Origin of the sequence: Xenorhabdus sp. KJ12.1 (assembly GCF_963876495.1) — a bacterium.
Classification (GTDB): Bacteria; Pseudomonadota; Gammaproteobacteria; order Enterobacterales; family Enterobacteriaceae; genus Xenorhabdus; species Xenorhabdus stockiae.
The window spans coordinates 132,142-157,198 of record NZ_CAWNQH010000138.1 but is presented as its reverse complement, the minus strand read 5'-3'; the positions used below and the strand labels follow the sequence as shown (position 1 = coordinate 157,198).

Here is a 25,057-nt window from a genome sequence, read left to right as displayed (position 1 = left end):
TTGCCTCCGTTTTCATCGATTATTAAATACAGTGGACTAAGCAGCCTGTTTTTTGGCAGCCATTTTTCTGGCATGGCTGGAAGCTGCCTCACGTACCCAACTTCCGTTTTCCCATGCCCGACGTTTGGCCTCCAGACGTTCGTGGTTACATATGCCGTAGCCTTTGATCACCTGATTGAATTCGTCCCAGTTGATGTCACCAATACGGTAATGCCCTGTTGTTTCATCCCAGGCCAGTTCAGGATCAGGGGCTGTCATACCCAGTGCCTCTAATTGGGGAACGGTGTTATCGATGAATTTCTGTCTCAGCTCATCGTTACTAAACCGTTTAATTTTCCAGGCCATACTCTGGGCGCTGTTGGGGGAATCACTGTCATTAGGGCCGAACATCATCAACGTCGGCCACCAGAACCGATTAATGGCATCCTGTAGCATGGCCCGCTGAGTTTCACTCCCTTTTGCCAGCACGGTAACCGCTTCATATCCCTGACGTTGGTGGAAGCTCTCTTCTTTACAGATTTTCACCATAGCGCGGGCATAAGGGCCGTAAGAGGCACGACACAGAGCGACCTGATTGACTATCGCAGCACCGTCCACCAGCCAGCCAATTACGCCAATGTCTGCCCAGCTCAAGGTGGGATAGTTGAAAATTGACGAATATTTCATCGTTCCATCCAGCAATTTCTGATAGATGTCCTGACGAGTACAGCCCAGTGTTTCTGCGGCGCTGTAGAGATAAAGCCCGTGGCCTGCCTCATCCTGCACTTTTGCCAGTAATACAGCCTTGCGCCGCAGAGTTGGAGCACGGGTGATCCAGTTGGCTTCCGGTAACATGCCGACAACTTCCGAGTGTGCGTGTTGACCGATCTGACGTATCAGGTTTTGGCGATAGGCATCGGGCATCCAATCCTTAGCTTCAATGGTGATATCTGCCTCGATCTTGGCGTCAAAATGCGCCTGTCGTTGATGATCTGGTTGATCAGTTGTCATATAACGCTCCACATATGATTCTTATTTTTTAAAATATATAGTAAAAACGAATCATTTAATGCAACCTTAAATCTACAAACTGATAACAAAAATATCAAACGTTTTATTTGTATATTTGTTGAGCGCATCACAATTTATGTTATTTATTTTTCAAAAAGTTGTAATTAATTTTTATTGTTATGGATAAGTAAGGGGATTGATATGCAGAGCCCAGAAAATGTTCGCTTTTGTTAATTTTTTGGGTGGTTTTTTGTCTGGATTATGTGATACATAAATATTGCATATTGTTTTAATGGTGATTCATTAATGATATCGGCGGAGAAAAAAATGCAACAATTGACCAGTTATATTTGTGGTGAGTGGGTTTATGGAAATGGTAACGCCAGAACTATTCATCATGCAGTAAGTGGTGCAGCGCTGTATCAGGTCTGTTCAGATGATCTGCCACTGGCTGATAGCCTTAGATATGCCAGAGAAAAAGGTGGAAAAGCACTCTCAGCCATGACATTCCAGCAGCGTGCCCAGATGATGAAAGCCGTTGCAAAGCATCTGCTTGCCAATAAAGAAGCTTTATATGCTATCTCGGCAGAAACCGGAGCGACCCGCTCGGATGGCTGGGTAGATATTGAAGGGGGCATTGCAACGCTATTTTCCTATGCGGGTCTGGCAGGGCGTGAGCTACCGGATGATGTGTTGTGGCCGGAAGATGAGATGATCCCACTTTCCAAACAGTCCCAGTTTGTCGCTCGTCATGTTCTGACTTCCCGCCCCGGTGTGGCTCTGCACATTAATGCATTTAACTTCCCTTGCTGGGGGATGCTGGAAAAACTGGCACCGACCTGGATGGCGGGCATGCCGGCCATTATTAAACCCGCTACCGCTTCAGCACAGTTAACACAGGCAATGGTGAAACTGATCCTCGACAGTGGTTTGGTTCCGGAAGGCGCATTGCAATTGATCTGTGGCGGAATCGGCGATCTGTTTGATCATCTCGACTATCAGGATGCGGTGACTTTTACCGGCTCAGCCCAGACCGGACATAAATTGAAGTCTCACCCTCGCCTGATTGAAAAATCCATTCCGTTTACGATGGAAGCTGACTCTCTCAACTGTTGTATTCTGGGGGATGATGTGACGCCGGATATGCCAGAATTTGGCGTATTCATTAAGGAAGTTGTCCGTGAAATGACGGTGAAGGCCGGGCAAAAGTGTACTGCTATCCGGCGTATTATTGTACCGGAAAGCCAGCTTGAGTCGGTTCAGCAGGCGTTGATTAAACGTTTGTCCGGTGTTGTGGTAGGCGATCCGGCTTTACCGGATGTCCGTATGGGATCATTAATCAGCCTTGAACAGCGCGATGAAGTTCAGTCCAAAGTGGATTTACTGCTACAAAGTGGTTGTGAATTACTGCATGGTGGCTCTTTAGCTAAACTGCAACTGGCGGATAAGACGAACAGTAATGGGGCATTTTACCCGCCAACTCTGCTTTATTGCGCAGATCCGATGACCAATCAGGTTGTACATGAAACAGAAGCTTTCGGCCCGGTTTCCACCTTGATGACATATCAGGAGACTGAACAGGCGATTGAGCTGGCTTTAATGGGGCAGGGAAGTCTGGTGGGTTCGCTGGTTACGTCAGATGAGCAGATTGCGATGCAGGTCATCCGTGCAACCGCCTGCGCTCATGGCCGTATGCTGATTCTGGATGAAGCGGCTTCTGCCGAATCAACCGGGCATGGTTCTCCGTTACCCATGCTGGTACATGGCGGGCCGGGACGCGCAGGTGGTGGTGAGGAGCTTGGCGGATTACGTGCTGTGAAACACTATATGCAGCGCACGGCAATTCAGGCCAGCCCAAGTATGCTGACAGCAATTGGCCGAGAGTGGGTACGTGGTGCAAAAGTGAAGGAAGATCCTGTCCACCCGTTCCGCAAATATTTCGAAAAAATTGAAATCGGTGAAAGTCTGCTAACCGCCCGCCGGACGGTGACGGAAGCGGATATCGTTAATTTTGCCTGCCTGAGCGGTGATCATTTCTATGCTCATATGGATAAAATTGGCGCGGCTGAATCCCTGTTCGGTGAGCGTGTAGCACATGGCTATTTTGTAGTTTCTGCCGCCGCTGGCTTATTCGTCGATGCACCCGTTGGGCCGGTATTGGCGAACTATGGCATGGAAAACCTACGCTTTATTGAGCCAGTGAAGATTGGCGATACGATTCAGGTTCGGCTGACCTGTAAGAAGAAGATCAAGAAAGTGCAGAAAACGCCGGATGATAAACCACATGGTGTCGTTATGTGGGATGTGCAGGTTTTAAATCAGGAGCAACAGCCTGTCGCGCTTTACAGCATTCTCACGCTGGTGGAACGGCAGTTGAGGGATTATGTTTAATCCGCGTTTGTTAACCTTTTCTGAATAAGAGAGTGCCTGAGGTGAAAAGCAATATAAGTGGTATCCCTCAGGCTATTTTTTACATTCTGAATTTGGGTTGGTTATCATTGCCGGAGAGTGATATTTGCAGTTTTTGAAATAACTCTTTTAAATTTGAAATTAAGTAAGGGATAAATTTCTTATTTCCCAAAGTACGTGCAAAGGTATCACTGGGCAGAAAGCGCTCCATTTCGGCGATAAATGCTTTACCTGTGATGATTTCAGGTAAGGAGTGGAGGCGCTGCTCTAATAACGTAGTAAAGTTTATTAGCTTGTAGTCAGCGATTTTTTTCATCACCAAATCAGCATCTAATCTGGCATTTTGTTGTTGTAACCAAACTAAATCCCAAATATCACGATAGCGAACATAATTTCTGGTAGCAGGTAATGAAATCAATTTATCCGCCATGATTTCATCTAAGGTTTCTACATGTATCAATGTGTCATTGTAACCATCCGGCAGAGAAGGGTAGTTGTTACGTAATGGCAAAATATTTCGGGTGTAAGCAGGAATATTGGCAACTTCAATCTTAATGCGTTGTTTGGGTAAGTCTTTTCTGCCGGGAGATGTAATGATAGAAATCTGCCACTTATTGATTTTCAGTTCAGAATACTCGGGCTGTTGCTTCAAGATATCCGGTTCTTTTACCGTTACTTCTAAGCCATATCGTTTTCCAATGTAATCTTCAATACACTGTTTCATGTCCTTTAATTGACTGGATGAGAAATCTTTTCCACCAGCAAAGTCCAAGTCTTCACTAAAGCGGCTGCCTCCGTAGCAGAGTCGTAAAGATGTCCCTCCCTGAAAAACAAGCTCATCCAGTAACCCGCCCTGCTCAAGACAAAATAAGATGTCATAGTGAAGAAGTTCTTTTTCGACAACAGGTCTCATGTGTGTCACCTGATCATTTTGCATTGCGATGTCAACCAGTTGTGAGAAATCAGTACGATTAATCTTCATTGATAACCTCCTTCTCAACTAAATGAGTGTTTCTGCCGACTCGTTTTAGATCCCGGTAAGCTGTTTGTTTACTGGCCAGGCGGAGTGGTCTACCAATTTCTTTAATGTTGTTAATAATATCGGGTACGGATCTTTTAGTGTGTGTGAATTCAATGGTGCCGAAAGGTGTTCTATAAGTCCCTTCACGGCCAGTTGTCATTACAGTCAGTCGATCAATCGGGATTTGGGAAATAGCACCGTATTCAGATAATGCAGATTCTAGGCTGACATAGCTGTACTCACCTCGCCTCATCGCTCTGGCGATTAATTCCAGCGTATCTAGCCCATTATGTTGTGACAGTGCGAATACATAAATGCCTTTACAGGCTCGTAATAACACCCCGTGCTTCACGAGGCGATTCAGACCGGCTTCAAAGGCTCTTTTACTATCTTCTGAAAAAACTTTAGCGAGATCTTTAGTGGTAAAGACGTAGCGACCTTGCTGATCAAATTTATTCAGATATTGAATAGCAGTCATGTGATTCATGGTATTAAGTCTACATTTATATCACTTTTGCATGAGGTTTATGTATACATAATATACTTAATTAAGTATACACAAATATCACATATATGTGTTCTTTGTGTATACTTGATAGAGGTATTCTTATTTATTTGATGTCTTTATTTGCCTCATCAATTGCGGCTGCAATTGCTTTCAGGCTACGCTGAATATCGGCTTCTGTGGTTGCCCACGAGCTGACACTGAGCCTTATGGCTTCCTGACCCTGCCATGTCGTCTGCCCGAACCAACATTCACCGGATTGCTGAACCAGTTGCAGCATCCTGCGCTGCAAAGTGATATCAGGCAAACAGGCCACTACCTGATTTAGAACAACATCATTAAGAATAGTGAAACCCAGTGATTTCAGACCATCAGCCAGCATTTCTGCATACAGACAGCAGCGATCAATTAATGCTTCAATCCCTTGAGCACCCAGCTCAGAAATAGCTGCCCACACCTCTACCGCTCTGGCTTTGCGGGAGAATTCCGGCAACATATCTTTTGCCTGCCACTCCTCCTGAGTCTCAACGTAGGCGGCAGAGGTTGTCATAACATCTCTGAGTGCCTGTTTGTTGCGTACAATACACATGCCACAGTCATAGGGTGTGTTCAGCCATTTGTGAGCATCTACCGCCCATGAATCTGCGCCTTCAACACCTTCAGCTAATTCAGATTTTTCTTTTGATGCCCGTGCCCAGAGACCAAAAGCACCATCGACATGCACCCAACAGCCTGCTTTTTTGGCCTGTGGAATCAGGGACTGGAAAGGATCAGAACTGCCGGAATTCACATTACCGGCCTGTAATACCAGAATCATATTATCTGAAAGTTCAGGTACAGCGCTGGCAATGATGCGCCCCTGATTATCACAGGGTACAAAAATGAACTGTGAACGACCGAAGCCGAGTAACCTCAGTGTCTTTAAAACAGAGACATGGGTTTCTTCGGACAGAACAACTTTCAACGGTGGCGCATTATGTAAACCATGTTCTGCCAGATCATAGCCCTGTTTTTGAAACAGGTACTGGCGCGCAGCACCTAATGCACTGACATGTGCCATCGTGGTGCCGGAGACGAAACCAACGAATGCATCTGAGGGTAAATTCAAAAGCGCCAATACCCAGCGCCCGGCAATTTTTTCTAATTTATGAGCAATGGGAGAGGAAGACTCCATCAGCGCTATTTGATCCCAGACACTGGTAATGATATTGGCTCCCATCGCAGCCGGTGTTGAGCCGCCGACAACCAGCCCGAAATAGCGCCCACCCGTGCTGGCAACGGTTGCTGGTGAGCCGTATTTTTGAAGTTGGGCCAGCACTTCCTGACAATCAGTGCCATTCTGAGGTAATGGCCTGTCAAAATGTTGCAGGCCCAGTAAAGCATCAGAATCGGGATAGACACGTTGATTTCGAATTTCACTGACATATTGGTATGCGATTTTGCTGGCTGTTTTAACCGCAGCAAGAGAGGTTTCCCGAATCGGTTCTTCCATCAAAATATTTTCCCTGTTTATTATCATTTATGTAATTTATTCAATTGGATAGCTATCATTGATTCTATGGGAAGAGTGATGGCTGATCCAGAAGGGAAAATATTTGATGGTGGGTTGTTAGCCTTGATTGGCAGAATATCAGCCGGATGTCTGTTTCCGACAACTTGCCTGCAAGATACGCATGATGGTTTCGGCTCCGCTACGATTGGGATTGATGCGGATCATACGTTTCTCCAGCGTGGGATCGGTCTGGCGGAATGTGCCGGAAATTCGGTAAAAGAGGGGCGGAATTTCAAATTTTGACTCTGCCCCAACGGGATAAGGTAATGCGCCCAATGTATGCGCGATGTTCAGTACCGTATCCGCGATGGGTTCATGGAATTCGACTAAAACTACTTTGGACTGGGCATTGGCAATCATAGCCTGTTTTACCTGAGGTATTTCCCCCTGATTCAGCCGAAGCACTAATTCTTCATTTACTTCAGACTGTACTGCGTGCATGACCGGTGCAAATACCAGCCCACGTAGTGCTTCCATTGCCTGATAGCCCTGAATCTGACAACCGCCGGAGTACATGTTGTGACGCAGTTTCTCGATGATTGTCTGCTTACCGATAACTAAGCCTACTCCCTGTGGCCCAAGTAATTTAAAGCAGGAAAAAGTAGAAAGCGTTGCGCCATATTCACAGCCGATGTGGGGGACTTTCATGGCTGCGTAGTTGTCATCTACCAGTGAAGGAATGTGATGCTTGTTCAGGATGGAAATAACCTCTTTCAAAGAATAACGATCATCAATTTTCTGCCGTGTATGCTGGATAAGACAAGCTGTGGGTTTATGCTGTTGTATGGCAGTTTCAAGCTGCTTTGTGCAGTTGAAATCTGCATAAACGACATGAAGACCCATTTGTTCAATTGATGTTTTAGTCGTGGGATAAATCGGTGCGTCATGGACAAGTAATGTCTCACAAGGACGAAGTATTGCTCCCAGCCCGGCCCGCAAGGCACCGGTTCCGGCACCATTCACAAAAGCTGCCGCTTCTGCGTTAAAATATTCGGCGAGAACAGATTCAATACGGTGCGTCATTCTGGGTTGCTGGAGATCCGGGACTAAACCCAGATCTCCCTGTGAGAGAAAATCAGCACCGGGAAAGTGACGACAGATGATATCCACCAGCTTAAACTGCTGCTTCTGGGCCTGTGCCATCGTCATGCTTTGTAACGGTGCTGCTTTCATTCTCTCACTTTGTTCCTGTTAATTTATTCCGACTAAATAGAGTACGTTAGCAAGAATACCTACGGCAATGGTTGCGATCGGGCCGATTGCCATTTCAACCAAAGGACGTTTAGACGTGCGGTTAAGCAGATAAATCCCCGCAACAATCATAAAGCCCATACCCGGCAGAATGGCGTTGGAAGCGATCATACCACCAACCAACAGGGCGACTTCGAGCATTTTGGTGATCGCGGTACGAATATGGCCGCTACACGCTTTGACGCCGGGATATTTATCCAGCCAGATAGCAATTTTTGCCAGTAGTTGGATCTCGATAAACATCGTCAGGCCACCGGCGACAAAGGCCAGCCACGGATTGCTGGTTGCCAGACCTGCCACAAACACGAATTTCATCCCGTTGGGGCTGTAGACACCAGTAGCAATTGCCGTTGTACCGACCAGCGGGACAAACCCGATGGCACGTGCCAGCGCCACCAGCAGGGCACTCGTCTGCTCATCCTGAGCCATCAATTGCAGGGATACCGGCCCTTCAGCCAGCAGGCTGAAAGACATGGTCGCTGCACTTGCAGTCAGGCCACCACACAGGATTAGTAGCCATTTGTTTTTCTGAATACGTTCGATGCGGGTTGAGAACAGCCCGACTAACATTTCATTAGCGCCTTTTGGTGCTGCGGAGGATTGATTTGCGGATGGGGCATTATCCGGACGTTCACGCATGGCGAAGTAGAACATGGCAATCATCGACAGCAACAAAGCCGCACCATTCGGATCGACACTGACCGGCTTTTCGATTAGTCCTCCAAAACTGAGCGGGCCAGCGGCTTTCGTCGCTACATAGCCGACTAAAGCGGTGAGCATGACTAAAAGCCCTTTGCGGTAGCCATATTGATAGCCGACGACCATCGCAGGGAACAGAGCAAAGCAGGCGACAATCGGATCACCGACTTTTTTCAGGTCATCGGTGAAATTAACCGGCAGCATCGCAAACAGCTCAACAACGGAACGTAATCCGGCCAGTAAGGCAATGGCGTATAAGGCTCCAATGATACCGGAAGCCATGAATCCTCTGCGGCTGTTGGCACACCAGATACCAATCATATCGGTACCGAGCAACAGGCTGTGAACCAGCACGATAGGTGCTGTCAGCGAGAAGGGGATACCAAACCCGACGACCAGACCAATGCTCAGGGCAAAACTTGTTGCTGCCAGTGCCTTACGGCTCATTCGTCCTTCCAGATATTCAGGGAGCAGCGGACGCAGGCCATCATGGAAAACGGCGATACCACGGTTTGCCATCATGGCGGCAATCGCACCAATTGAAGCCAGTAATCCCGCTTTAAAAGGATCGACTTCCATCAGTCTCATCAGGAACTCATGAAAATGTTGCATGGCAGGCTCCTTATTGAGAAATGATCGTGTTAATGATCACCGGAAGAACAATGTCGATATCCTGCCCCGTAAAGCCAAATGCTTTTTTGCCTGTTTTTACATGAGCAATAATCTCATCGTCGGATAAGATTTTTCCCGGCATACCAATGGTTGCGCAGAGATCCAGACCGATAAGGGCAATCGCGATAGCCAGCGCCCCGCCGCCGCCCGTATTACAGGCACCAAAATAATAATCGGCATCGCCATTTTTAATCGCCATAGAGGCTTCAATGTCATTCATAATGACGACGGAGGCGGCTTTGTCTCCGGCCAGTTGCCGGATACATTCGGCAATTTTTTCTTTTTCTATTTGTCCACCAACGACAAATTTCATGCTGTTATCCCTCTCTTTCTTATTTTCTGTCGAATTATTGCTTAGTTATTTGGAAAAGCGGTGCCGGAAGAATTGGGCAGGGTTATCGCGTAACATTCGGTCTATCTGTGTTTGGGTAAAGCCGGCAGTCAGCAACATCGGAACGAATACCGTGAGTAAGTAATCGAAACCAATTCCTCCGTTGCTTTTCAGGTGAGAACGGCGGGTTATATCCTGAGAGAGCATGACTCTGTCGAGTAGCCCTCGGCTGGCAAGCACCCGTAACATTGCAATGCGCCCGCTGTCAGGATAGTAATTGTTTTTACCAATGGTATCGAATTGTACCCAGGCACCTTCTTCAAGCAGGGGAATAATCGTGTCCAGATTGTCTTTCAGATCACAATGACCAATCGCCACAGATTCAGGAGAAACACCAAATCCCTTGAGGAGCGCCAGTTGCTCACGTCCCATTGTACTTAAGGTGGTGTGGGTGGATATGGGGCATCCGGTAGCATGATGTGCGAGAGCGGCTGCGGCAAAGACCTTTTGCTCATCTTCGGTAATTTCCCCAAGGCTGGAGCCAATTTCGGCAATAATACCGGCTTTTAATGCCGTACCGTCAATGCCTGTCTCAATTTCAGTAATCATCTCTTCAGCAATGTCCTGAATGCTTAATGTGCTGAAATGAGCGGGGAAGAATGGCCGTTTGTAATAGCCTGTTGAGGCAATGATATTGATGTGGGTATCACGCACCAGATTCAGTAAAAAGGAGGCATTGCGCCCCATGTAACGGTTGGTCACCTCCACAATATTGCGCAGACCAAGCGCATGCAGATGGCGAAGTTCATCAACAATCAGTTCATACTGATCGAGACGACAGTCAAGGGTACCTTTGGCTTCGGACAGATCAATATGCAAGTGCTCATGAACATAGGTGTAGCCTGATGTATCAATCTTGGATGGGGAATACAGAGCGGAATGTATGGGTGTATTCCTGATCTTTTTCTGGCATTCCATAACTATTCCATAAATAAAGCATAACTATTCCGTAAAAATTATTTCCGTAAATAAATAGTCGCGCAGCATCATGCGGTAAATTGACTAGAGCGAAAATAACATTATTTGAGGGAAAGATAATATTAAATGTAATACCTATGTTGAGTAATTATTAAGAGTAACCGTTGTTTTTCCAGTTGCCCTGACTGTCATAAATGCCTTCAAGCTTTGGATTTCCTGACTGAATACCTGAGATCAGGGCGACATCACTGCGGGTGACGAAAATCTGAGTCCGGAAGCACATGATCACCGGGCTACCAATAGGGTGCAATCCATACAGAGAGAAGTGGTAATCAATACAGGGTTCACCTAACCGTAATATCCGTGCTGTTTTATATGAACTGTTGTGTTCTGGAAAAACCAGAGCATGCTTCATGTGGCTGCGTTGGTAGTAGCCTCCACCATAACAATAACTTTTGTCCTCATAGTGATGAGATATTTCCGTGACATAAGCCATCGCGATCTGTTCAGGCTCCCGGCCAATACTATTTGCAGGGATTGTTCCGGTCAGGGCATGACCCGGTTCTAAATGAGTCGCACCATATTTTGATAACAGGGGAATTGTGTTGCAGCTGGTTGCCGAGGGGGCATTGATTTGAGAGAGAGAAATGCCGCGTTGCTTGAGTTTATTTCGTGCTCTGATCAGCGTCTGCAAATTAACGGTCGGTAACGTGGTCTGATACTGAGAATTCCATGCCAGACAGGGAAAATGAGTCAGACCACATAGTTTAATACCCGCCATCTGTTTTAAAGCATCAATAGCCGAATCTAGTTCTTCAAAGAGGAAACCTGATTCCTGACAGGTAAAAGCCATATCGCGCTTAGCAAAGACTTTCAGCATGATGGGCTGGATACGCCCCAGCTTTTCGGCTGCATCTGATATGGCCTGAGCTTTCTCCAACGAAAATACAGTGATAATTTTAGGATCACACCGGAGCATGGTTTCTATCAAATGAGCGGGTGTCTGTACTAAGTGGCCAATGTGGCATAGAGGAATACCATGTTGACTCAGGCTGTAGGCTTCTTTGAAATCCACCGCAACCACACCGGGATAGCCAAGTTCAATCAGTTTCTTGGTCAGCCACGGATTGCGGCCAAACTGTTTGGTCATCAGGTAGAGTTCGATACCATATTGCTCTGCTGTTTGCAGTAAATGTTGACCATTCTTTAATACCTGATCGACATCAATGACGTAAGTATCTGGTAGGATCGTACCTTGTTGCCAAAGGTTTTTTGCTACTTCTATTAGTTCAGGATTCTGTTTTTTTAACGCATTAATAAACATAGGTTTCTCTTTGTAGCTGCAAAGCAGTACGTGTGTGCGAAAAATAAAAACGCTTGAAGTTTCTTAATCTTCATTTTTTTGAATATTTATGATGTGTAAAAATCAGTAACTTGTTGTTGCAAGTATTAAACCATATAAATTTATTAACAGATAGCCTTCCTCATTGGGGTGTAGGGTAAGAGTAAATTTTTCCAACAGGGAATGATGAATTTTGAGTAACCGCGAATAATTCCCGGATTGTTTTATTTTGTCCAGAATGTCTTTTTCTATAGGGGAAACAATCTCTCCACGACGTGATCGCATAAAAGCACTTGCCATGTGAGTAAGCGCCATTTCACCTTGTGGATGGCGGACTGGGATCAGCCAGAACTCCTCCAGAATATGCACGACATCAAGCATATTATCGTAGATATCCTGATCGATGACACCACCTTGCAACAGGATAGTTAGCCGTTGTTCTACCATCGCTTTTTGTTACACGTCAGATTTAATTGATTATGTTTGGTCTGAGTCTGTTTTTGGCTGAGACCTTATTTGGGGCTAATTAAGGTTCAGTAAATGGGTTCGATTATGCCTGATACCACGTTTTGCTGATGGGTTAGTAGTGCTTCTCTGTCAACCATGGTATGCAAGAGTTGCTGGATAGGGATATTATCCTTGCGGGCAAGGATAACCGCTTCGGAGGCTTTGATAAAACACTCACCGTCATCGGGAAGTTGGGTCATCAGGCCTTGTGCAATCAGCTCATGGCCTTGTCCAACGTTCCAGATAGCCGCATCAATGTGGCCTTTTATGATTTGATTCAGACATTCATGATAAGAGACCTCGACCAGTTCGATTTCTTTTCCTGCAAAATACTGCTTTGTCATTATTTTCTGGTCAGCTGAGGTGCTGTCTAACCCTACGCGGCGGATAGTTTCCATTTCCCCCTGGCGAAAGATTAACCGATGTCTGTCTGTGTAACTTTGGGTCCCTAGTGATAGCGCAATATATATATCTTTATTATCTGGATGCTGCTCTGCGGCGAGTCTTGATGTTACTGCTAAGTCATAGACGCCATTCAGTAAGCACTCAATGCGGATATCTGAGCCACGCATATGTGCAAAGTAAAAAGGAACACCTGCACACAATGCTTTTAAACCACTGGCCAGACCCTCATAGGCACGGGTATAGGGAAGGGGCATTGCGCAGACTACATTGCCGATATCGGCATATTCCAATAGTAATTTATGGTTAATCTGCGAGAGAAAGCTGCCATTCCTACCACGACGCTTAATTCCAACCGCCTGCGATTGCTCGAGAGATTTTAATGCTGCCTGCATTAAACCCACGGACAACCCACACTCTTTTGCCAGTAACTCTATGGTTTTCAGGCGATTGCCACATTGTTCTGAGAGGAGATAACGAGCCAGAAATGATTGCGCAATCCCCTCTTTTTTAATGAATGTTTGACTCATCATTACAAGTTTTTATCCATTCTTATTTATCTTCATAAATTTGAACATAAACCGCAACCAGCGAATTAAAGAAAAGGGAGTAATATCACAATTACAGAATAAATGAAAATTTAAAAAATGATAAAAACTAATATTATCAATATTTTGAAGATATATCATTATTTTGGCCTGAAGATATAAAAATAAGCATCATGGGAGAATATAGGGAAATAGCCTGATTCCTACCCTTATGTCTGCTGTATTTTTCTGTCTGTATGGTGATTTTTGCTACACTATTTGTCACAGTATGAAACAATTTGATGGTATTTTGTTCTTTACCTCAATATAGAGTCATCAACTAAACAGTTTTATCTTTTTTTATTTCATTACTATTAAATTTTATTCTATCCTGCTGCAATAAAAGACAGGGTAGTATATTTATCAGGCCAATTATTTATTTTTCATTGATATATCATGAGGTTATTTCTTATGAAAGTTATAGCAAATGATGTCCCAATTGAAATAGAAGATAGCGGTGAAGGAGCTAATGGTGAGAAGCGACCGGTTGTGTTGCTTATCATGGGTCTGGGAATGCAGCTTATTGACTGGCCTGATGACATAGTAAACCTGTTAGTTGCGGCCGGGTTTCGGGTAATTCGGCATGATAATCGTGATGCGGGGCTGAGCCAGAGATTTGATCATATCCCACAGCGCTCTTTATTGTGGCAGAAAATCCGGTTTCGTCTGGGCTTACCTGTTCGCGCTTCTTATAGTATGCAGGATATGGCTGATGATGCTCTGGGGGTGCTTGATGCGCTGAATATCCCTCAGGCCCATATTATCGGTGCTTCAATGGGAGGCATGATTGCCCAGAGACTGGTGGCAACCTACCCGGAGCGGGTAAAAAGTCTGGTGAGCATCATGAGTTCGAGTGGTGCTCAGGGGCTTCCTTTGCCAAAGCCGGAGGTAATGGCAGCGTTGTTATCTAAACCCACCGATACCCGTATAGAAGAGCTGGTGACCCATCAACTGAGAATTATCCAGCTTATTGCTTCTCCTTCTGAACCACTAAATATTGATGAACAGACTCAGCATCTGAGAATGGCTTTTAGTCGTGGCGGCTATTATCCCAAAAGTTTCATCCGGCAGATTTTGGCGATAATTGCAGATTCTGACCGGGCTGAGCTTTTGAGCCGGATTAGTTGCCCTGCACTGGTTGTACATGGTGAGGATGATCCTTTAATTCCGATGGCCTGTGGAGAAGATACCGCCAGACGTATTAGCGGGGCTAAGTTCTTACCAGTGCAGCAAATGGGGCACACTTTTCCACCATCGTTTATGCAGGCTATGACTGAGGAAATTATTCCGTTTCTGAATGATGTGGAAGAAACAGAATAAAATATACACTCTCTATGAGGAGAGGAGGGTCGAGTAAACCGATTGATCACCGGACATCTTTTGGCAAATTTGGTCCACTTGGTGTACCAGATATCGTATATGAAAAAATGAAATCATCACATCGGTCTTCCTTTCCTCCTGAATTGTCAATTAAAGTAGTTGCATCTATTGTCGATGAGATTGGACATATTATTCATGCTCAATGCGATAAATCAGAATCAAATATATTTTGGGAAAGTAAGGGATCAAGTTTTACTAACGATAGATATCAGGACGGGTTTCTTTCGTAACGGATAAGTGTTTAACCATCGTGATAGATTAATATAGGAGTTAATTATATGAATAAGAATGTAATATTTGTTTATGGAGAAGGTGATGCCCGTCGTGTACTTATATCATATTTAAGAAAAGAAAAACGGGATGATAATATTTATTTAACAATTGATGCTTTAAATAATGTATTAGGGATTACACGTCAAGATGGTGAAGAATTTCCAATGAGGTTACAATCGCTTATTAGCCGATCCTCTTATATAACTTCTGATATGTGTAAGCCATTATTTTTGCGTGATCCAAATCTGAGAAAATTCCCGGAAATTGCCGAGTACTTGTTGATATCGTGGGTGCATTTTTTATTTAAAAATACGGAAGAATTATCAATCTATCGCAGATTAGATAAACATATTAATTTAGAAAAAAATAGTAATGCAGGAATGAAAAAATATCTTACTGAAATGTTGAATAAAAATTCAATATTTAGCTTTAGTAAAGATAACAGGTTTTATAATGAAATAAATTTTGATAATGATAAAATGGAATCAATTAGTCGTTTTATGAGCCAGCATAGGGAAGGGAATAGACAGGGATATAAAAAAAGTGATAGTAATTTATTAAGTAAATTAGCAGAGATAGAGAGGAGTAAAAATAGAAATAATACTGAAGTTGAATATGGTGGTTTAAATTTACACACCAATAATTTGCTTTCGGTATCCCTTCAGACGAGAATGATTAGGAAGTTAGTTAAATTATCGTTGGAGTGGATTAAGATAGAATCAGAAAAACCAGATTCTCCTATTAGTGGATGGATATTTCTCATGGATTATTTGACTAATAATAATCGTTTATCTCAGCCAGAAAAAAGAAATAGAATTGATCTGGAAATTAATCGACCCAAACTGTGGAAAGAACAAAAAACATTTTCAAATGGCTCATTGTATAGCCCTATTACAGATTCAGAATACAGGCATGTTAAGAGAAAATTTCTTGGCGAAACGGGTACTACACAGATAGCTTCATCACAAAAAATTGGGAGTGAGTATGGGACGCAATCTGGTGTTTTTAATATTGAGTATTACCCAAGTGATATTTTTAAAAGGCAAAAATAATAATTCATCAAGTTAATCATATGTGTTTATATATAATATATCCTTCACCTTTTTTATGCTATTTGACTGAAAGTAAGTAAGTTTAGTCAATCAATTTGCAGTTAGAAGGTGAAGGAAGGAGTTTTTAGCGAGAAATTTCTTTAATCATAATATGCAGTGTGCTTTGCTGTTTAGTACTGGTGAATATAATATCCCTGTACCATTTCATCTCATTTTTTTCATAGAATTTTTTCGCCTGCTTGTTACTTTCCAGCACTTCCAGCCAAAGCCATTTTTGGCCTTGTTCTTGTCCTAATTTTTCAACATGGCCAAACATTTTCTGACCATAATTTTGCCCGGTCAGGTGTGGCAGCAGATAGAGTTTATGTAAATACAATCCTGTTAATTCACTATCCGGAATAGTTTTATTTACAACTATTTTTATAAATCCAATAGGACGGTTAGTCTCGGCAATAAACCATTTATGATTGGGGGTATTGAGCGAATTCGCTATGCTTTCTGGGGAACTTTCTTCGGCAATATATTCCTCTAACTCATCTTTATCTTTCCATAAATAAGAAAAATGAAAACGGTAACTTTCTTCAAGCATTTGGGATAGCAATAGAGTATCTTCTGTGACTGCTTGCTGGATTTTCAACATAAGTCATCTCTTCAATGAGTTATAATGGATTAAGTTATTACCAGATTAATGTTTCACCTGCTGGCCATTAGCCTATCACAGCGGTAAAAATGTACTATTCAAATAGCTCAGTAGAATCGAATGAAAATAAAGAAATTTTGATAGAACATATTGATGATTGATTTCGAAAATTTATGAGTTTTTCTGCGAGGATTCGAGCGGAAGGAAATAAAAAAACGGCGATAAAAAATTATCGCCGTTTTTAAGTATACGAGTTTGTCAGATTAAATCAGTTTTGTGATTATGCTGATTTAACGTTCTGAGCCAGCCAATCAGCAACGCGCTGTTTCTGCTCATCTGTCAGCCACATACCTAGTTTGGTACGGCGCCAGATCGCATCATCCAGCTGAGTAACCCACTCATGTTCGACCAGATAACGCAGTTCAGCTTCATACAGCCCATAACCGAAGAATTCACCTAAATCTGCCAGTTCTTTCGCATCACTCAGAATGATATTGCTGTTGCTGCCGTAAGTGCGGGAATAACGGCGTGCAATGCCTTCTGGCAACCAGTCATAACGCTGGCGAAGTAAACGGGCATATCCATCACGGTCTTGGCCTTCCAGCTCACCGCCGGGCAGTTTACCATTTTTCGTCCATGCCTGACCGGCGTTCGGATAATACTGTGCCAGTTTGTCCATCGCATGTTCTGCGAGTTTACGGTAAGTTGTCAGTTTGCCGCCGAAGACGGATAGCAATGGAGTCTGCCCCTGCTCATCCTGTACATCCAGTGTGTAGTCACGGGTGATGGCTTGTGGTGAATCTGATTCATCATCACACAGCGGACGTACACCAGAGTAAGTCCAAACGACATCAGTACGGTTAAGTTGTTTTTTGAAATGGTCGTTATAGACTTTCAGCAGATAATCGATCTCCTGATCGTCAATTTTAACGTCTTTTGGATCGCCTTTATATTCAACATCCGTTGTGCCGATGATGGAGAATTCATCATTCCACGGGATTACAAACACAATGCGGTTATCTTCGTTTTGCAGGATATAAGCCTGAGGTTCATCATGAACACGTGGGACAACGATGTGGCTGCCTTTGATAAGGCGAATACCATAAGGTGATTTCAGTTGCAGGCCATTATCAAAGAAATTCTTAACCCACGGGCCAGTTGCGTTAACCAGACCTTTTGCCCGCCATGTTTTGCTCTCACCAGTGACGAGATCTTTAGCTTCTACCATCCAGTGATCATTTTCACGCCACGCACGGGTGACCTGAGTACGAGTGCGGACTTCACCGCCATGTTTCTGTACTTCCTGCGCGTTCAATACGACCAGACGTGCATCATCAACCCAACAGTCAGAGTATTCAAAGCCACGGTTAATCGAGGATTTAAGCACTGAGTTAGCGCCGAATTTCAGCCCCTTACTGCTCGGTAAACTTACACGTTTACCCAAGTGATCATAAAGGAACAAGCCAATGCGGATCATCCAGGCCGGACGCAGGTGTGGCTGGTGTGGGAGGCGAAAACGCATTGGGAATGCAATGTGAGGTGCCAGTTTTAATAAGACTTCACGCTCAGCCAGTGCTTCACTGACCAGACGGAACTCGTAGTGTTCCAGATAGCGCAGGCCACCGTGGATCAGCTTAGAACTGGCTGATGAGGTCGCACTGGCTAAGTCCTGACCTTCTAACAGCAGGACTGACAGTCCACGGCCAGCAGCATCAGCCGCAATACCAGCGCCGTTAATTCCGCCGCCAATTACAATCAAGTCTTTGGTTTCCATTGCATACCCTCTGAAATGTTCGAAACAGTTCTTTAATGTTCGTTTTCGCTCAGTGATTGTAATCAAAATTTCATCAATCGCCAACCATTTACCAGAAAAAAACATATTTGCGTGATGCAGATAACAAATCGTTATCATATATCTAAGATTAATAAGGAAATTGTGAGAGGCAAATTTGAGTTTACTCGTTATTGCAGGGTCATGAAGGGAGAGGATTGAGATGATGACTGGGAGCAATTGACCGGGGGAGGAGGAATCCGCCTGTTTTCAGACGGATTCTAAATAGAATGTCTTCAATCTGAAGCCAGTTCTAACACGATTCTGGCTTAATACTGCTCTGACCTAACACAATTCCAGCTTAACACTATGCTGTTCAATGATTTTTTGCAGGCCGGAAGGTGGCTCTTTATCGGTAAACAGAAAATCAATCAGGTTCATATTACCGAGATTAACCATCGCGCTACGGCCAAATTTTGAATGGTCAGCAACCAGCATGACACAGCGGGAATTCTCAATAATTGCGCGTTTGGTGCGAACTTCATGGTAATCGAACTCTAACAGAGAGCCATCAGAGTCAATGCCACTGATACCGAGAATGCCGAAATCAAGGCGGAACTGGGAGATAAAATCCAGAGTGGCTTCGCCAATAATGCCACCATCGCGGGAGCGGACTTCCCCTCCGGCCAGAATCAGGCGGAAATCTTCCTTTCCCATCAGCAGGGTTGCGACGTTGAGATTATTGGTAACAATACGCAGATCCCGATGATTAAGTAAGGCGTGGGCGACGGCTTCTGGTGTGGTACCGATATCGATGAACAGGGTTGCGCCATTTGGGATTTGGGTAGCAACCTGCTGGGCAATGCGTGCTTTTTCATCTGACCACATAATCTTGCGGTCATGATAAGCTGTGTTGACAGAGCTGGAAGGTAAAGCTGCACCACCGTGATGACGCTGGATCTTATTTTTGTCGGCCAGTTCGTTCAAATCACGTCGGATTGTTTGTGGGCTGACATCAAAGTGTTCGACCAGTTCTTCAGTGCTGACATAGCCCTGAAGACGTACCAGCTCGATTATTGCATCATGTCGCTGAGTTTGCTTCAAAACATTCCCCTAATTTTACCTAAAATTATTATAATTAACTGATTTTAATTGGAATATTATTGATTCTTTTGTTTGCGTAAATTGTCCCATAATCCCATCAGTAACCCGATAATTAAGCCTGAAAAGTGGGCTGCATTAGCGATGTTAAGAGAAAATACATTGAAATAGCCAACAAATAACCAGATGACTGAAATTGCGATAAGCCCTCTGGGGGCACTGAGTCCTTTTTGGGGAGACATTTCTCCGCTCAGCCAAACATAGCTGATCAAAGCGTAAACTACACCGGAAAGCCCACCAAAATGCGATCCACTGAACAACGATTGTGCCCAGCCACTGAAAATGGCAGAAACTATTGTGATTTCAACAAGCTTTGCGGTATTGATGTTCCTTTCAACCTGACTAGCGAAATACCACCACAGCACCAGATTGAACAGAATGTGCAATAACGAAAAATGTAATAAAGCTGGGCTGAGCCAACGCCACAGTTCCAGATATTGCTCTTTGTTAGGCCACGCCAGCCAGCTCATAACCTCATTAACTCCAGCCAGCTGCATCCAAAAATAGACCAGAATACAGAGTGCAGAAATGGCGATAGTTAATGGGCCGGACTGGCCTTTCAGTGTATTCCAGTTCAGATTACTTTGGTATTTCAACGGCGTACTTGTTTTACCTGCCTGCCAGCTGGCAGCCTGATAGCGCTCATTGAGCGGATCTCGGGAAAACTGATTAAGCTCCTGTTGAACAGCGCTTAATTGTTTTTCATCTTCCAGCCACAATTCAACCACATGTGGTTCATTGGTCTGGCGGATGGTCAGGTGAATGCCCTGTGTCGCCATATAATCAATAAAGGCCTGAGCCAGTCTTGGATTATGGATTGAAGTTACATGGATCATTGTGCGTATTATTCACCTTAAATTAGGGTTATACCCGTCGTCTTTCGAGTTGCCTCTTTGTTGGCTGCGTTCACTCACCCCAGTCACATAGTTACCTATGCTCCTGAGGTTCATTCCCTTGCCGCCGCGATGCAACTCGAAATCCATAGGGTATAGAAGTACAGATGCTTATTACTCAGCATGAACGGCATGAGGATAATCTTTTTTCCATACTTCAAAACCGCCGTTAACACTGTATACGTTTTCAAAACCGATATTGATCAGATACTGTGCGGCTCCCTGACTGCTATGGCCGTGGTAGCACATCACCATAACCGGCTGATCAAAATCGGCCTCTTGCAGGAATTGATTGATAGTTTCATTGGTCAGATGAAATGCGCCTGTTACATGCCCGGCACGGAAACTCTGTGGATCACGGATATCCACCATCAGAGCACTTTTATCGAGCCAGTTCTGGTAGGCTTGTTCAGGGCTTATTGTTTGAAAATGTTCCATAAACACTCAGTTTTGTTTCTTAAAATTTCGTTTTAAGGTGTCAGTTTCTTAAAAATGTTCCTTTATGACTTTACTGCCTTCCCAATTCTGTCATTGGGAAGGCATGACTAAAGATATAAAGAACAAAAAATAACGGGCTAAAATCAGTAGTAAGAGTGTTCGCCACGCTGATGTTCTGTCAGGTCTTTAACGCCTTTCAGCTCAGGGAACATCTGTAACAGTTGTTTTTCGATCCCCTCTTTCAGAGTGACATCGACCATCGAACAACCGTTGCATCCACCACCAAATTGCAGGATGGCATAACCTTCATCTGTGATTTCCATCAGGCTGACACGGCCACCATGACCTGCGAGCTGTGGGTTAATCTGTGATTGTAGAGTATATTCAACGCGCTCAATCAGTGGCGCATCGTCAGCTACCTTGCGCATTTTTGCGTTTGGTGCTTTCAGGGTCAGCTGGGAGCCAAGCTGGTCAGTCACAAAATCGATAACCGCCTCTTCCAGAAAAGGCGCACTGATTTCATCAACATAGGCAGAAAGTTGGTCAAATTTCAATTCGGTGTCAGTGGCTTCAACAGCATCAGGTGGGCAATAAGAAACACCGCATTCTGCTGTCGGCGTTCCTGGATTAATGACAAAAACGCGGATTTGTGTACCGGGTTCTTGATTTGCCAGTAGCTTGGCAAAGTGCGCTTGCGCTGCTTCAGTAATATTAATCATGTCATTTGCTCAATAGTTGACTGTTATAGTTGGTTATAATACGCCCATTCATAAAGGAACTACAAGGTTCGGCATATTGCCCAGGTTTGAACGGAACGGGCACCAGCACGAATTAACAACTGTGTGGCTTCATGCAGAGTGGTTCCCGTGGTGATTACATCATCGAAAATGACGACATGTTGATCGGTAAAATCACCACGCAATTGAAAGGCATGCTTAAGATTGGTTTTCCTTTGGGCGGCAGATAAGCCCCGTTGTGTGAGTGTAGCACGTGTGCGTTGCAAAAGATTAGGCTGATATTGGCATCGCAACCAGCGTGCTAATGGCCTGATGATAAGCTCAACCTGATCAAACCCTCGTTGCCAGCGTTTTTGGCGGTGCAGAGGAATACCAAGTATGCAATCCGGCTTAATCCAGCGCCCTTCACGATAGCCCTGTAACCAGTGCAGAAGAAATATGCGCGCCAGAACTGCGGCGAGCTGGGGTGTACTATGATACTTATAGCGCCGGATAAGCTGGCTTAAGGGGGGAGCATAATCGGTAACAGCGATCATTTGTTGCCAGAGTGGTGGCTCCTTCAGGCAGCGGCCACAGGGTAAATCACGAGAACTGGCAGGCAGAGAGCAGCGTGGACAAACGTTCGCAAGCCGTTTCAGGTTTTGCCAGCAGATATGGCATATTCCATGATGAGCGAAATACAAACTTTGATGGCATAGCCAACAGTACCCAACCATTGTTAGCATGGTTTTTGTGAACATCGCTTTCTTCCTTGATAAGAAATTCCTGAGAGTAAATAAGGTGAGAATAACAATGGATAAGTTGTTTTGGCAGACTTTAGGCGAAGCTCCTCGTGATCTTGTGATGCTGCACGGATGGGGGTTGAACGCTGAGGTCTGGCGTTCAGTGGAAACACGATTAGCTTCGCATTTTCGTTTACATTTAGTGGACTTACCGGGGTATGGGCGCAGTCAGCCGTATCCGGCTATGACACTGAAAGAGATGGCTGATACGGTATGGCAACAGGCGCCAGAAAATGCCTTATGGCTGGGATGGTCGCTGGGAGGGCTCATTGCCAGCCAGATTGCGTTAGATCATCCTGATAAAGTGGCGGGTTTAATCACAGTCGCATCATCGCCAAAATTCAGTGAAGAGGGAGATTGGCCGGGGATCCAGCCTTCGGTTCTGAGTGCATTCAAACACCAGTTGAGTGAAGATTTTCAGAAGACGGTTGAGCGCTTTTTAGCATTGCAGACTTTGGGCACTGACAGCGCCCGTCAGGATGCGCGTTTATTGAAATCAGTGGTATTGAATCTGCCTATGCCGACAGTGGAGGTGCTCAATGCCGGGCTGGAAATTCTGCGTACTGATGATTTGAGAAGTGAGCTGGCGCAGCTTCAGCTGCCTTTCCTGCGTATCTATGGCTATCTTGATGGTTTGGTACCACGTAAGATTGCTGCCTTGCTTGATTGTGAATGGCCGCACACCCGTTCTGTGATTATGCGTCATGCGGCACATGCACCTTTTATTTCCCATCCGGATGAATTTGTCGATTTATTGATAGCGTTTGCGAACAGTGGGAGTGAAGCCGGGTAATTTCAGCTATTGACTACTAATTACCCATAACATGGCTGTTATGGGTAGTTGATATTTATCTGACAGGATAAACTTCGGTGACAATTTCCGGTGTATTGACGATGGTATCGAGTACAGGGCAGTTACTTTCTACAAACTGAACAAAATCGCGGATCTCTTGTTCGGTATTATCGGCTTTTATATGAAATTTTGATGTGATTTTTGAAAAGCCGATTTTGGCGTTTTTATTCTTACCGGTGAAACCGTCGGTATCCAACTCTCCTTCCACATTGACCTGAATATCAATCAGGTTGATTTTATGTTTGCGGGCAAAACTTTTGGTCACAATACACTGACAGGCACCAAAAGCAGAAAGCAGTGCTTCCACAGGGTTCATGGCTTCATTTGTTCCGCCCAGATTTTTGGGTTCATCCACATGAAAGGTAAAACCTCGTGATGAACATTTCATTTTGAGATGACCAGCAGACTCTATTGTTGCAGCAAATAACTCTTTAGGCATTTGAGTATATCCTCAGGTTATTAATCGTTATGACAGAACTGCATATGAAATAATCAGGAAGTGGTTTTTATTCTTTAATCTATCACGATGGTTAAAAGAATTACTGTGCTAATGTTAACGAATTAGACGCTGGTCGAATGTAAAGTCTAATTCCTCAACTGATTCAATGGATTTGGAAAATTTAGGGTGATTTGGATTGATAATGATATTGTTTTCGTAAGGTACGATACAAGAAGGAATGATAAGGGCAACATTTTCGGCAGCATTTAGCCAGTCACTACCTATATCCATTGTCGAAGTAGGGGCTGGGTCACTTCTCCAGTCATCGGGAAGATAACGATGATCTAAATAGTCCACATCGGTATCGGCTAATTCAATAGAAAATAGTTGATATTCTTCAAGCAGACTTTCTTTTGCTGTATGAACGTACAATTCTAATGTGGCAAGGGCGATAGAGCTGGAGGCATAAACGGCACCATATCCTTTATGATTCCAGCGTCCACCGAATCTTTTGGCACCATACCCCGTCCATGCTTCATTAGCATGAACGGATTTTACTAATCGGTAAAAAATCATGAAATGACCCCGTGTTCCAGCCGACCAATGAGGTCCATCACTTCAAGGGCGCCACTTTCTGTCGAGAGAAGAGAAATAGGAGCCACATGACCTAACCCCTTCACAGGCTCTTTAAGCCAATGGTAGGCAGCTTCTTTATCACCATTGAAGAAAGTGATGGTTGCATCAAATACGCGGACTAAACGGGCTATACGTTCACTTTCATCAGGTGAAAATGGGTGACCAGAACTTTTACGACGTGCAACATTACGTTCATTGATACCAGCAATGCGAAGGATATCAGCTTTAGATATCTTTGAGTCTCGGTGGATATTATCCAACACATCGAGTGGCAATCCGGCCTGTAATGTTTTAATCAGATCGCTTCCTCGGTTTGCCGGCAGGCCGACAGAGCGCCAGAGCGCTTTATTACCGGTTGTATTACTTGGTACGTAGATTCTCATAAATTATTCCCCAGGCAAGACAATTGTCATATTAGTTATATGACATTTGTCTTGCCTGGGCAAGTTGCTTAAAAATGTTTAGAAGAAAGGAAGAGGATTTATTGTTGAATTAATAAAATGTAATCAGCATTTTATCATCGCCAGCTGATATGACTTAACAGCACATCTCTGTGTTTCCGGGCACTGTTTACAGCCTCCACTCAGGCAGGAGGAAATGTCTACTTCCTCCAGTTTACCCATCGTCACCAATTGATTGAGCATGGCTTCTACGATGGGCAGTGGTGCTGAAAACTGATGGCTCAGTGATCTGGCATCGGTGCGCCCATGAAGGGCGACCGTATCGCGGATTTGCAGCAGACTAATCATGGCAACT

Annotated in this window: 26 protein-coding genes; 4 read left to right on the top strand and 22 right to left on the bottom strand. The window is 44.4% G+C overall.

From position 1 onward, the window contains the following. Positions 1 to 36 precede the first annotated feature (36 nt). On the bottom strand, positions 37 to 990 hold the full coding sequence (gene paaA, locus AACS92_RS21605; protein ID WP_099109555.1) for a 1,2-phenylacetyl-CoA epoxidase subunit PaaA: 954 nt from the start codon (positions 988 to 990) through the stop codon (positions 37 to 39). A gap of 327 nt (positions 991 to 1,317) precedes the next feature. Here paaA and paaZ point away from each other — a divergent pair, with 327 nt between their 5' ends. Beyond that, positions 1,318 to 3,381 (top strand): phenylacetic acid degradation bifunctional protein PaaZ, encoded by a 2,064-nt coding sequence (paaZ, locus tag AACS92_RS21600; RefSeq protein WP_099109577.1) that lies wholly within the window; start codon positions 1,318 to 1,320, stop codon positions 3,379 to 3,381. Between the two features lie 79 nt (positions 3,382 to 3,460). Here paaZ and AACS92_RS21595 read toward each other — a convergent pair whose 3' ends face one another. The 10 genes from AACS92_RS21595 to yhfZ form a co-directional block, all read right to left on the bottom strand. Then, positions 3,461 to 4,381, bottom strand: a complete 921-nt coding sequence (locus AACS92_RS21595; protein WP_099109554.1) for a nucleotidyl transferase AbiEii/AbiGii toxin family protein — start codon at positions 4,379 to 4,381, stop codon at positions 3,461 to 3,463. Next, positions 4,371 to 4,907 carry a type IV toxin-antitoxin system AbiEi family antitoxin gene (abiEi, locus tag AACS92_RS21590; protein ID WP_099109553.1) on the bottom strand — a complete coding sequence of 179 codons (537 nt, stop codon included), beginning with the start codon at positions 4,905 to 4,907 and terminating at the stop codon, positions 4,371 to 4,373. Before abiEi ends, AACS92_RS21595 begins: the two co-directional genes overlap by 11 nt. A gap of 124 nt (positions 4,908 to 5,031) precedes the next feature. After that, positions 5,032 to 6,417 (bottom strand): pyridoxal phosphate-dependent decarboxylase family protein, encoded by a 1,386-nt coding sequence (locus AACS92_RS21585; RefSeq protein WP_099109552.1) that lies wholly within the window; start codon positions 6,415 to 6,417, stop codon positions 5,032 to 5,034. A gap of 138 nt (positions 6,418 to 6,555) precedes the next feature. Then, positions 6,556 to 7,650, bottom strand: coding sequence for an aminotransferase class V-fold PLP-dependent enzyme (locus AACS92_RS21580; RefSeq protein WP_099109551.1), 1,095 nt, complete (start codon positions 7,648 to 7,650; stop codon positions 6,556 to 6,558). 18 nt (positions 7,651 to 7,668) lie between these two features. Then, positions 7,669 to 9,039, bottom strand: coding sequence for a YhfT family protein (locus AACS92_RS21575; RefSeq protein WP_099109550.1), 1,371 nt, complete (start codon positions 9,037 to 9,039; stop codon positions 7,669 to 7,671). 10 nt (positions 9,040 to 9,049) lie between these two features. Beyond that, on the bottom strand, positions 9,050 to 9,412 hold the full coding sequence (locus AACS92_RS21570) for a DUF2620 domain-containing protein (RefSeq protein ID WP_099109549.1): 363 nt from the start codon (positions 9,410 to 9,412) through the stop codon (positions 9,050 to 9,052). A gap of 45 nt (positions 9,413 to 9,457) precedes the next feature. Beyond that, positions 9,458 to 10,408, bottom strand: a complete 951-nt coding sequence (locus tag AACS92_RS21565) for a phosphotriesterase-related protein (RefSeq protein WP_099109548.1) — start codon at positions 10,406 to 10,408, stop codon at positions 9,458 to 9,460. Positions 10,409 to 10,559: 151 nt separating this feature from the next. After that, positions 10,560 to 11,732, bottom strand: coding sequence for a YhfX family PLP-dependent enzyme (locus tag AACS92_RS21560; RefSeq protein ID WP_099109547.1), 1,173 nt, complete (start codon positions 11,730 to 11,732; stop codon positions 10,560 to 10,562). A gap of 102 nt (positions 11,733 to 11,834) precedes the next feature. Continuing rightward, a complete protein-coding gene (locus AACS92_RS21555; RefSeq protein ID WP_099109546.1) occupies positions 11,835 to 12,197 on the bottom strand; it encodes a PRD domain-containing protein in 363 nt (120 codons plus the stop codon). Positions 12,198 to 12,283: 86 nt separating this feature from the next. Next, a complete protein-coding gene (yhfZ, locus tag AACS92_RS21550; protein WP_099109545.1) occupies positions 12,284 to 13,192 on the bottom strand; it encodes a GntR family transcriptional regulator YhfZ in 909 nt (302 codons plus the stop codon). Between the two features lie 465 nt (positions 13,193 to 13,657). Here yhfZ and AACS92_RS21545 point away from each other — a divergent pair, with 465 nt between their 5' ends. Next, positions 13,658 to 14,566 carry an alpha/beta fold hydrolase gene (locus AACS92_RS21545; RefSeq protein ID WP_099109544.1) on the top strand — a complete coding sequence of 303 codons (909 nt, stop codon included), beginning with the start codon at positions 13,658 to 13,660 and terminating at the stop codon, positions 14,564 to 14,566. 338 nt (positions 14,567 to 14,904) lie between these two features. Beyond that, positions 14,905 to 15,951, top strand: coding sequence for a hypothetical protein (locus AACS92_RS21540; protein ID WP_099109543.1), 1,047 nt, complete (start codon positions 14,905 to 14,907; stop codon positions 15,949 to 15,951). A gap of 124 nt (positions 15,952 to 16,075) precedes the next feature. Here the strand turns inward: AACS92_RS21540 and AACS92_RS21535 are convergent, their stop codons facing one another. The 7 genes from AACS92_RS21535 to gntX all read right to left on the bottom strand — a co-directional run bounded on the left by AACS92_RS21535 (position 16,076) and on the right by gntX (position 22,316). Further along, positions 16,076 to 16,591 carry a GNAT family N-acetyltransferase gene (locus AACS92_RS21535; protein ID WP_099109542.1) on the bottom strand — a complete coding sequence of 172 codons (516 nt, stop codon included), beginning with the start codon at positions 16,589 to 16,591 and terminating at the stop codon, positions 16,076 to 16,078. 280 nt (positions 16,592 to 16,871) lie between these two features. After that, positions 16,872 to 18,365 carry a glycerol-3-phosphate dehydrogenase gene (glpD, locus tag AACS92_RS21530; protein WP_099109576.1) on the bottom strand — a complete coding sequence of 498 codons (1,494 nt, stop codon included), beginning with the start codon at positions 18,363 to 18,365 and terminating at the stop codon, positions 16,872 to 16,874. A 342-nt stretch (positions 18,366 to 18,707) separates the two neighbouring features. Further along, positions 18,708 to 19,466, bottom strand: a complete 759-nt coding sequence (locus AACS92_RS21525) for a DeoR/GlpR family transcriptional regulator (RefSeq protein ID WP_099109541.1) — start codon at positions 19,464 to 19,466, stop codon at positions 18,708 to 18,710. Positions 19,467 to 19,522: 56 nt separating this feature from the next. After that, a complete protein-coding gene (gene glpG, locus AACS92_RS21520) occupies positions 19,523 to 20,359 on the bottom strand; it encodes a rhomboid family intramembrane serine protease GlpG (RefSeq protein WP_099109540.1) in 837 nt (278 codons plus the stop codon). A gap of 171 nt (positions 20,360 to 20,530) precedes the next feature. Continuing rightward, positions 20,531 to 20,854 carry a thiosulfate sulfurtransferase GlpE gene (glpE, locus tag AACS92_RS21515; protein ID WP_099109539.1) on the bottom strand — a complete coding sequence of 108 codons (324 nt, stop codon included), beginning with the start codon at positions 20,852 to 20,854 and terminating at the stop codon, positions 20,531 to 20,533. 143 nt (positions 20,855 to 20,997) lie between these two features. Next, on the bottom strand, positions 20,998 to 21,573 hold the full coding sequence (nfuA, locus tag AACS92_RS21510) for a Fe-S biogenesis protein NfuA (protein ID WP_086954736.1): 576 nt from the start codon (positions 21,571 to 21,573) through the stop codon (positions 20,998 to 21,000). Positions 21,574 to 21,632: 59 nt separating this feature from the next. Continuing rightward, positions 21,633 to 22,316: a DNA utilization protein GntX gene (gene gntX, locus AACS92_RS21505; RefSeq protein WP_099109575.1), complete on the bottom strand. Its 684-nt coding sequence runs from the start codon at positions 22,314 to 22,316 to the stop codon at positions 21,633 to 21,635. 67 nt (positions 22,317 to 22,383) lie between these two features. Here gntX and bioH point away from each other — a divergent pair, with 67 nt between their 5' ends. Next, positions 22,384 to 23,166, top strand: a complete 783-nt coding sequence (bioH, locus tag AACS92_RS21500; RefSeq protein WP_099109538.1) for a pimeloyl-ACP methyl ester esterase BioH — start codon at positions 22,384 to 22,386, stop codon at positions 23,164 to 23,166. Positions 23,167 to 23,221: 55 nt separating this feature from the next. Here bioH and AACS92_RS21495 read toward each other — a convergent pair whose 3' ends face one another. The 4 genes from AACS92_RS21495 to AACS92_RS21480 all read right to left on the bottom strand — a co-directional run bounded on the left by AACS92_RS21495 (position 23,222) and on the right by AACS92_RS21480 (position 25,050). Further along, positions 23,222 to 23,665 carry an OsmC family protein gene (locus AACS92_RS21495; protein WP_099109537.1) on the bottom strand — a complete coding sequence of 148 codons (444 nt, stop codon included), beginning with the start codon at positions 23,663 to 23,665 and terminating at the stop codon, positions 23,222 to 23,224. A 114-nt stretch (positions 23,666 to 23,779) separates the two neighbouring features. Then, complete coding sequence (locus AACS92_RS21490; RefSeq protein WP_099109536.1) at positions 23,780 to 24,241, bottom strand: RES family NAD+ phosphorylase; 462 nt, start codon at positions 24,239 to 24,241, stop codon at positions 23,780 to 23,782. Continuing rightward, positions 24,238 to 24,684, bottom strand: coding sequence for a type II RES/Xre toxin-antitoxin system antitoxin (gene parS, locus AACS92_RS21485; RefSeq protein WP_099109535.1), 447 nt, complete (start codon positions 24,682 to 24,684; stop codon positions 24,238 to 24,240). Before parS ends, AACS92_RS21490 begins: the two co-directional genes overlap by 4 nt. Positions 24,685 to 24,807: 123 nt before the next feature. After that, positions 24,808 to 25,050, bottom strand: a complete 243-nt coding sequence (locus AACS92_RS21480) for a FeoC-like transcriptional regulator (protein ID WP_099109534.1) — start codon at positions 25,048 to 25,050, stop codon at positions 24,808 to 24,810. Positions 25,051 to 25,057: the final 7 nt, after the last annotated feature.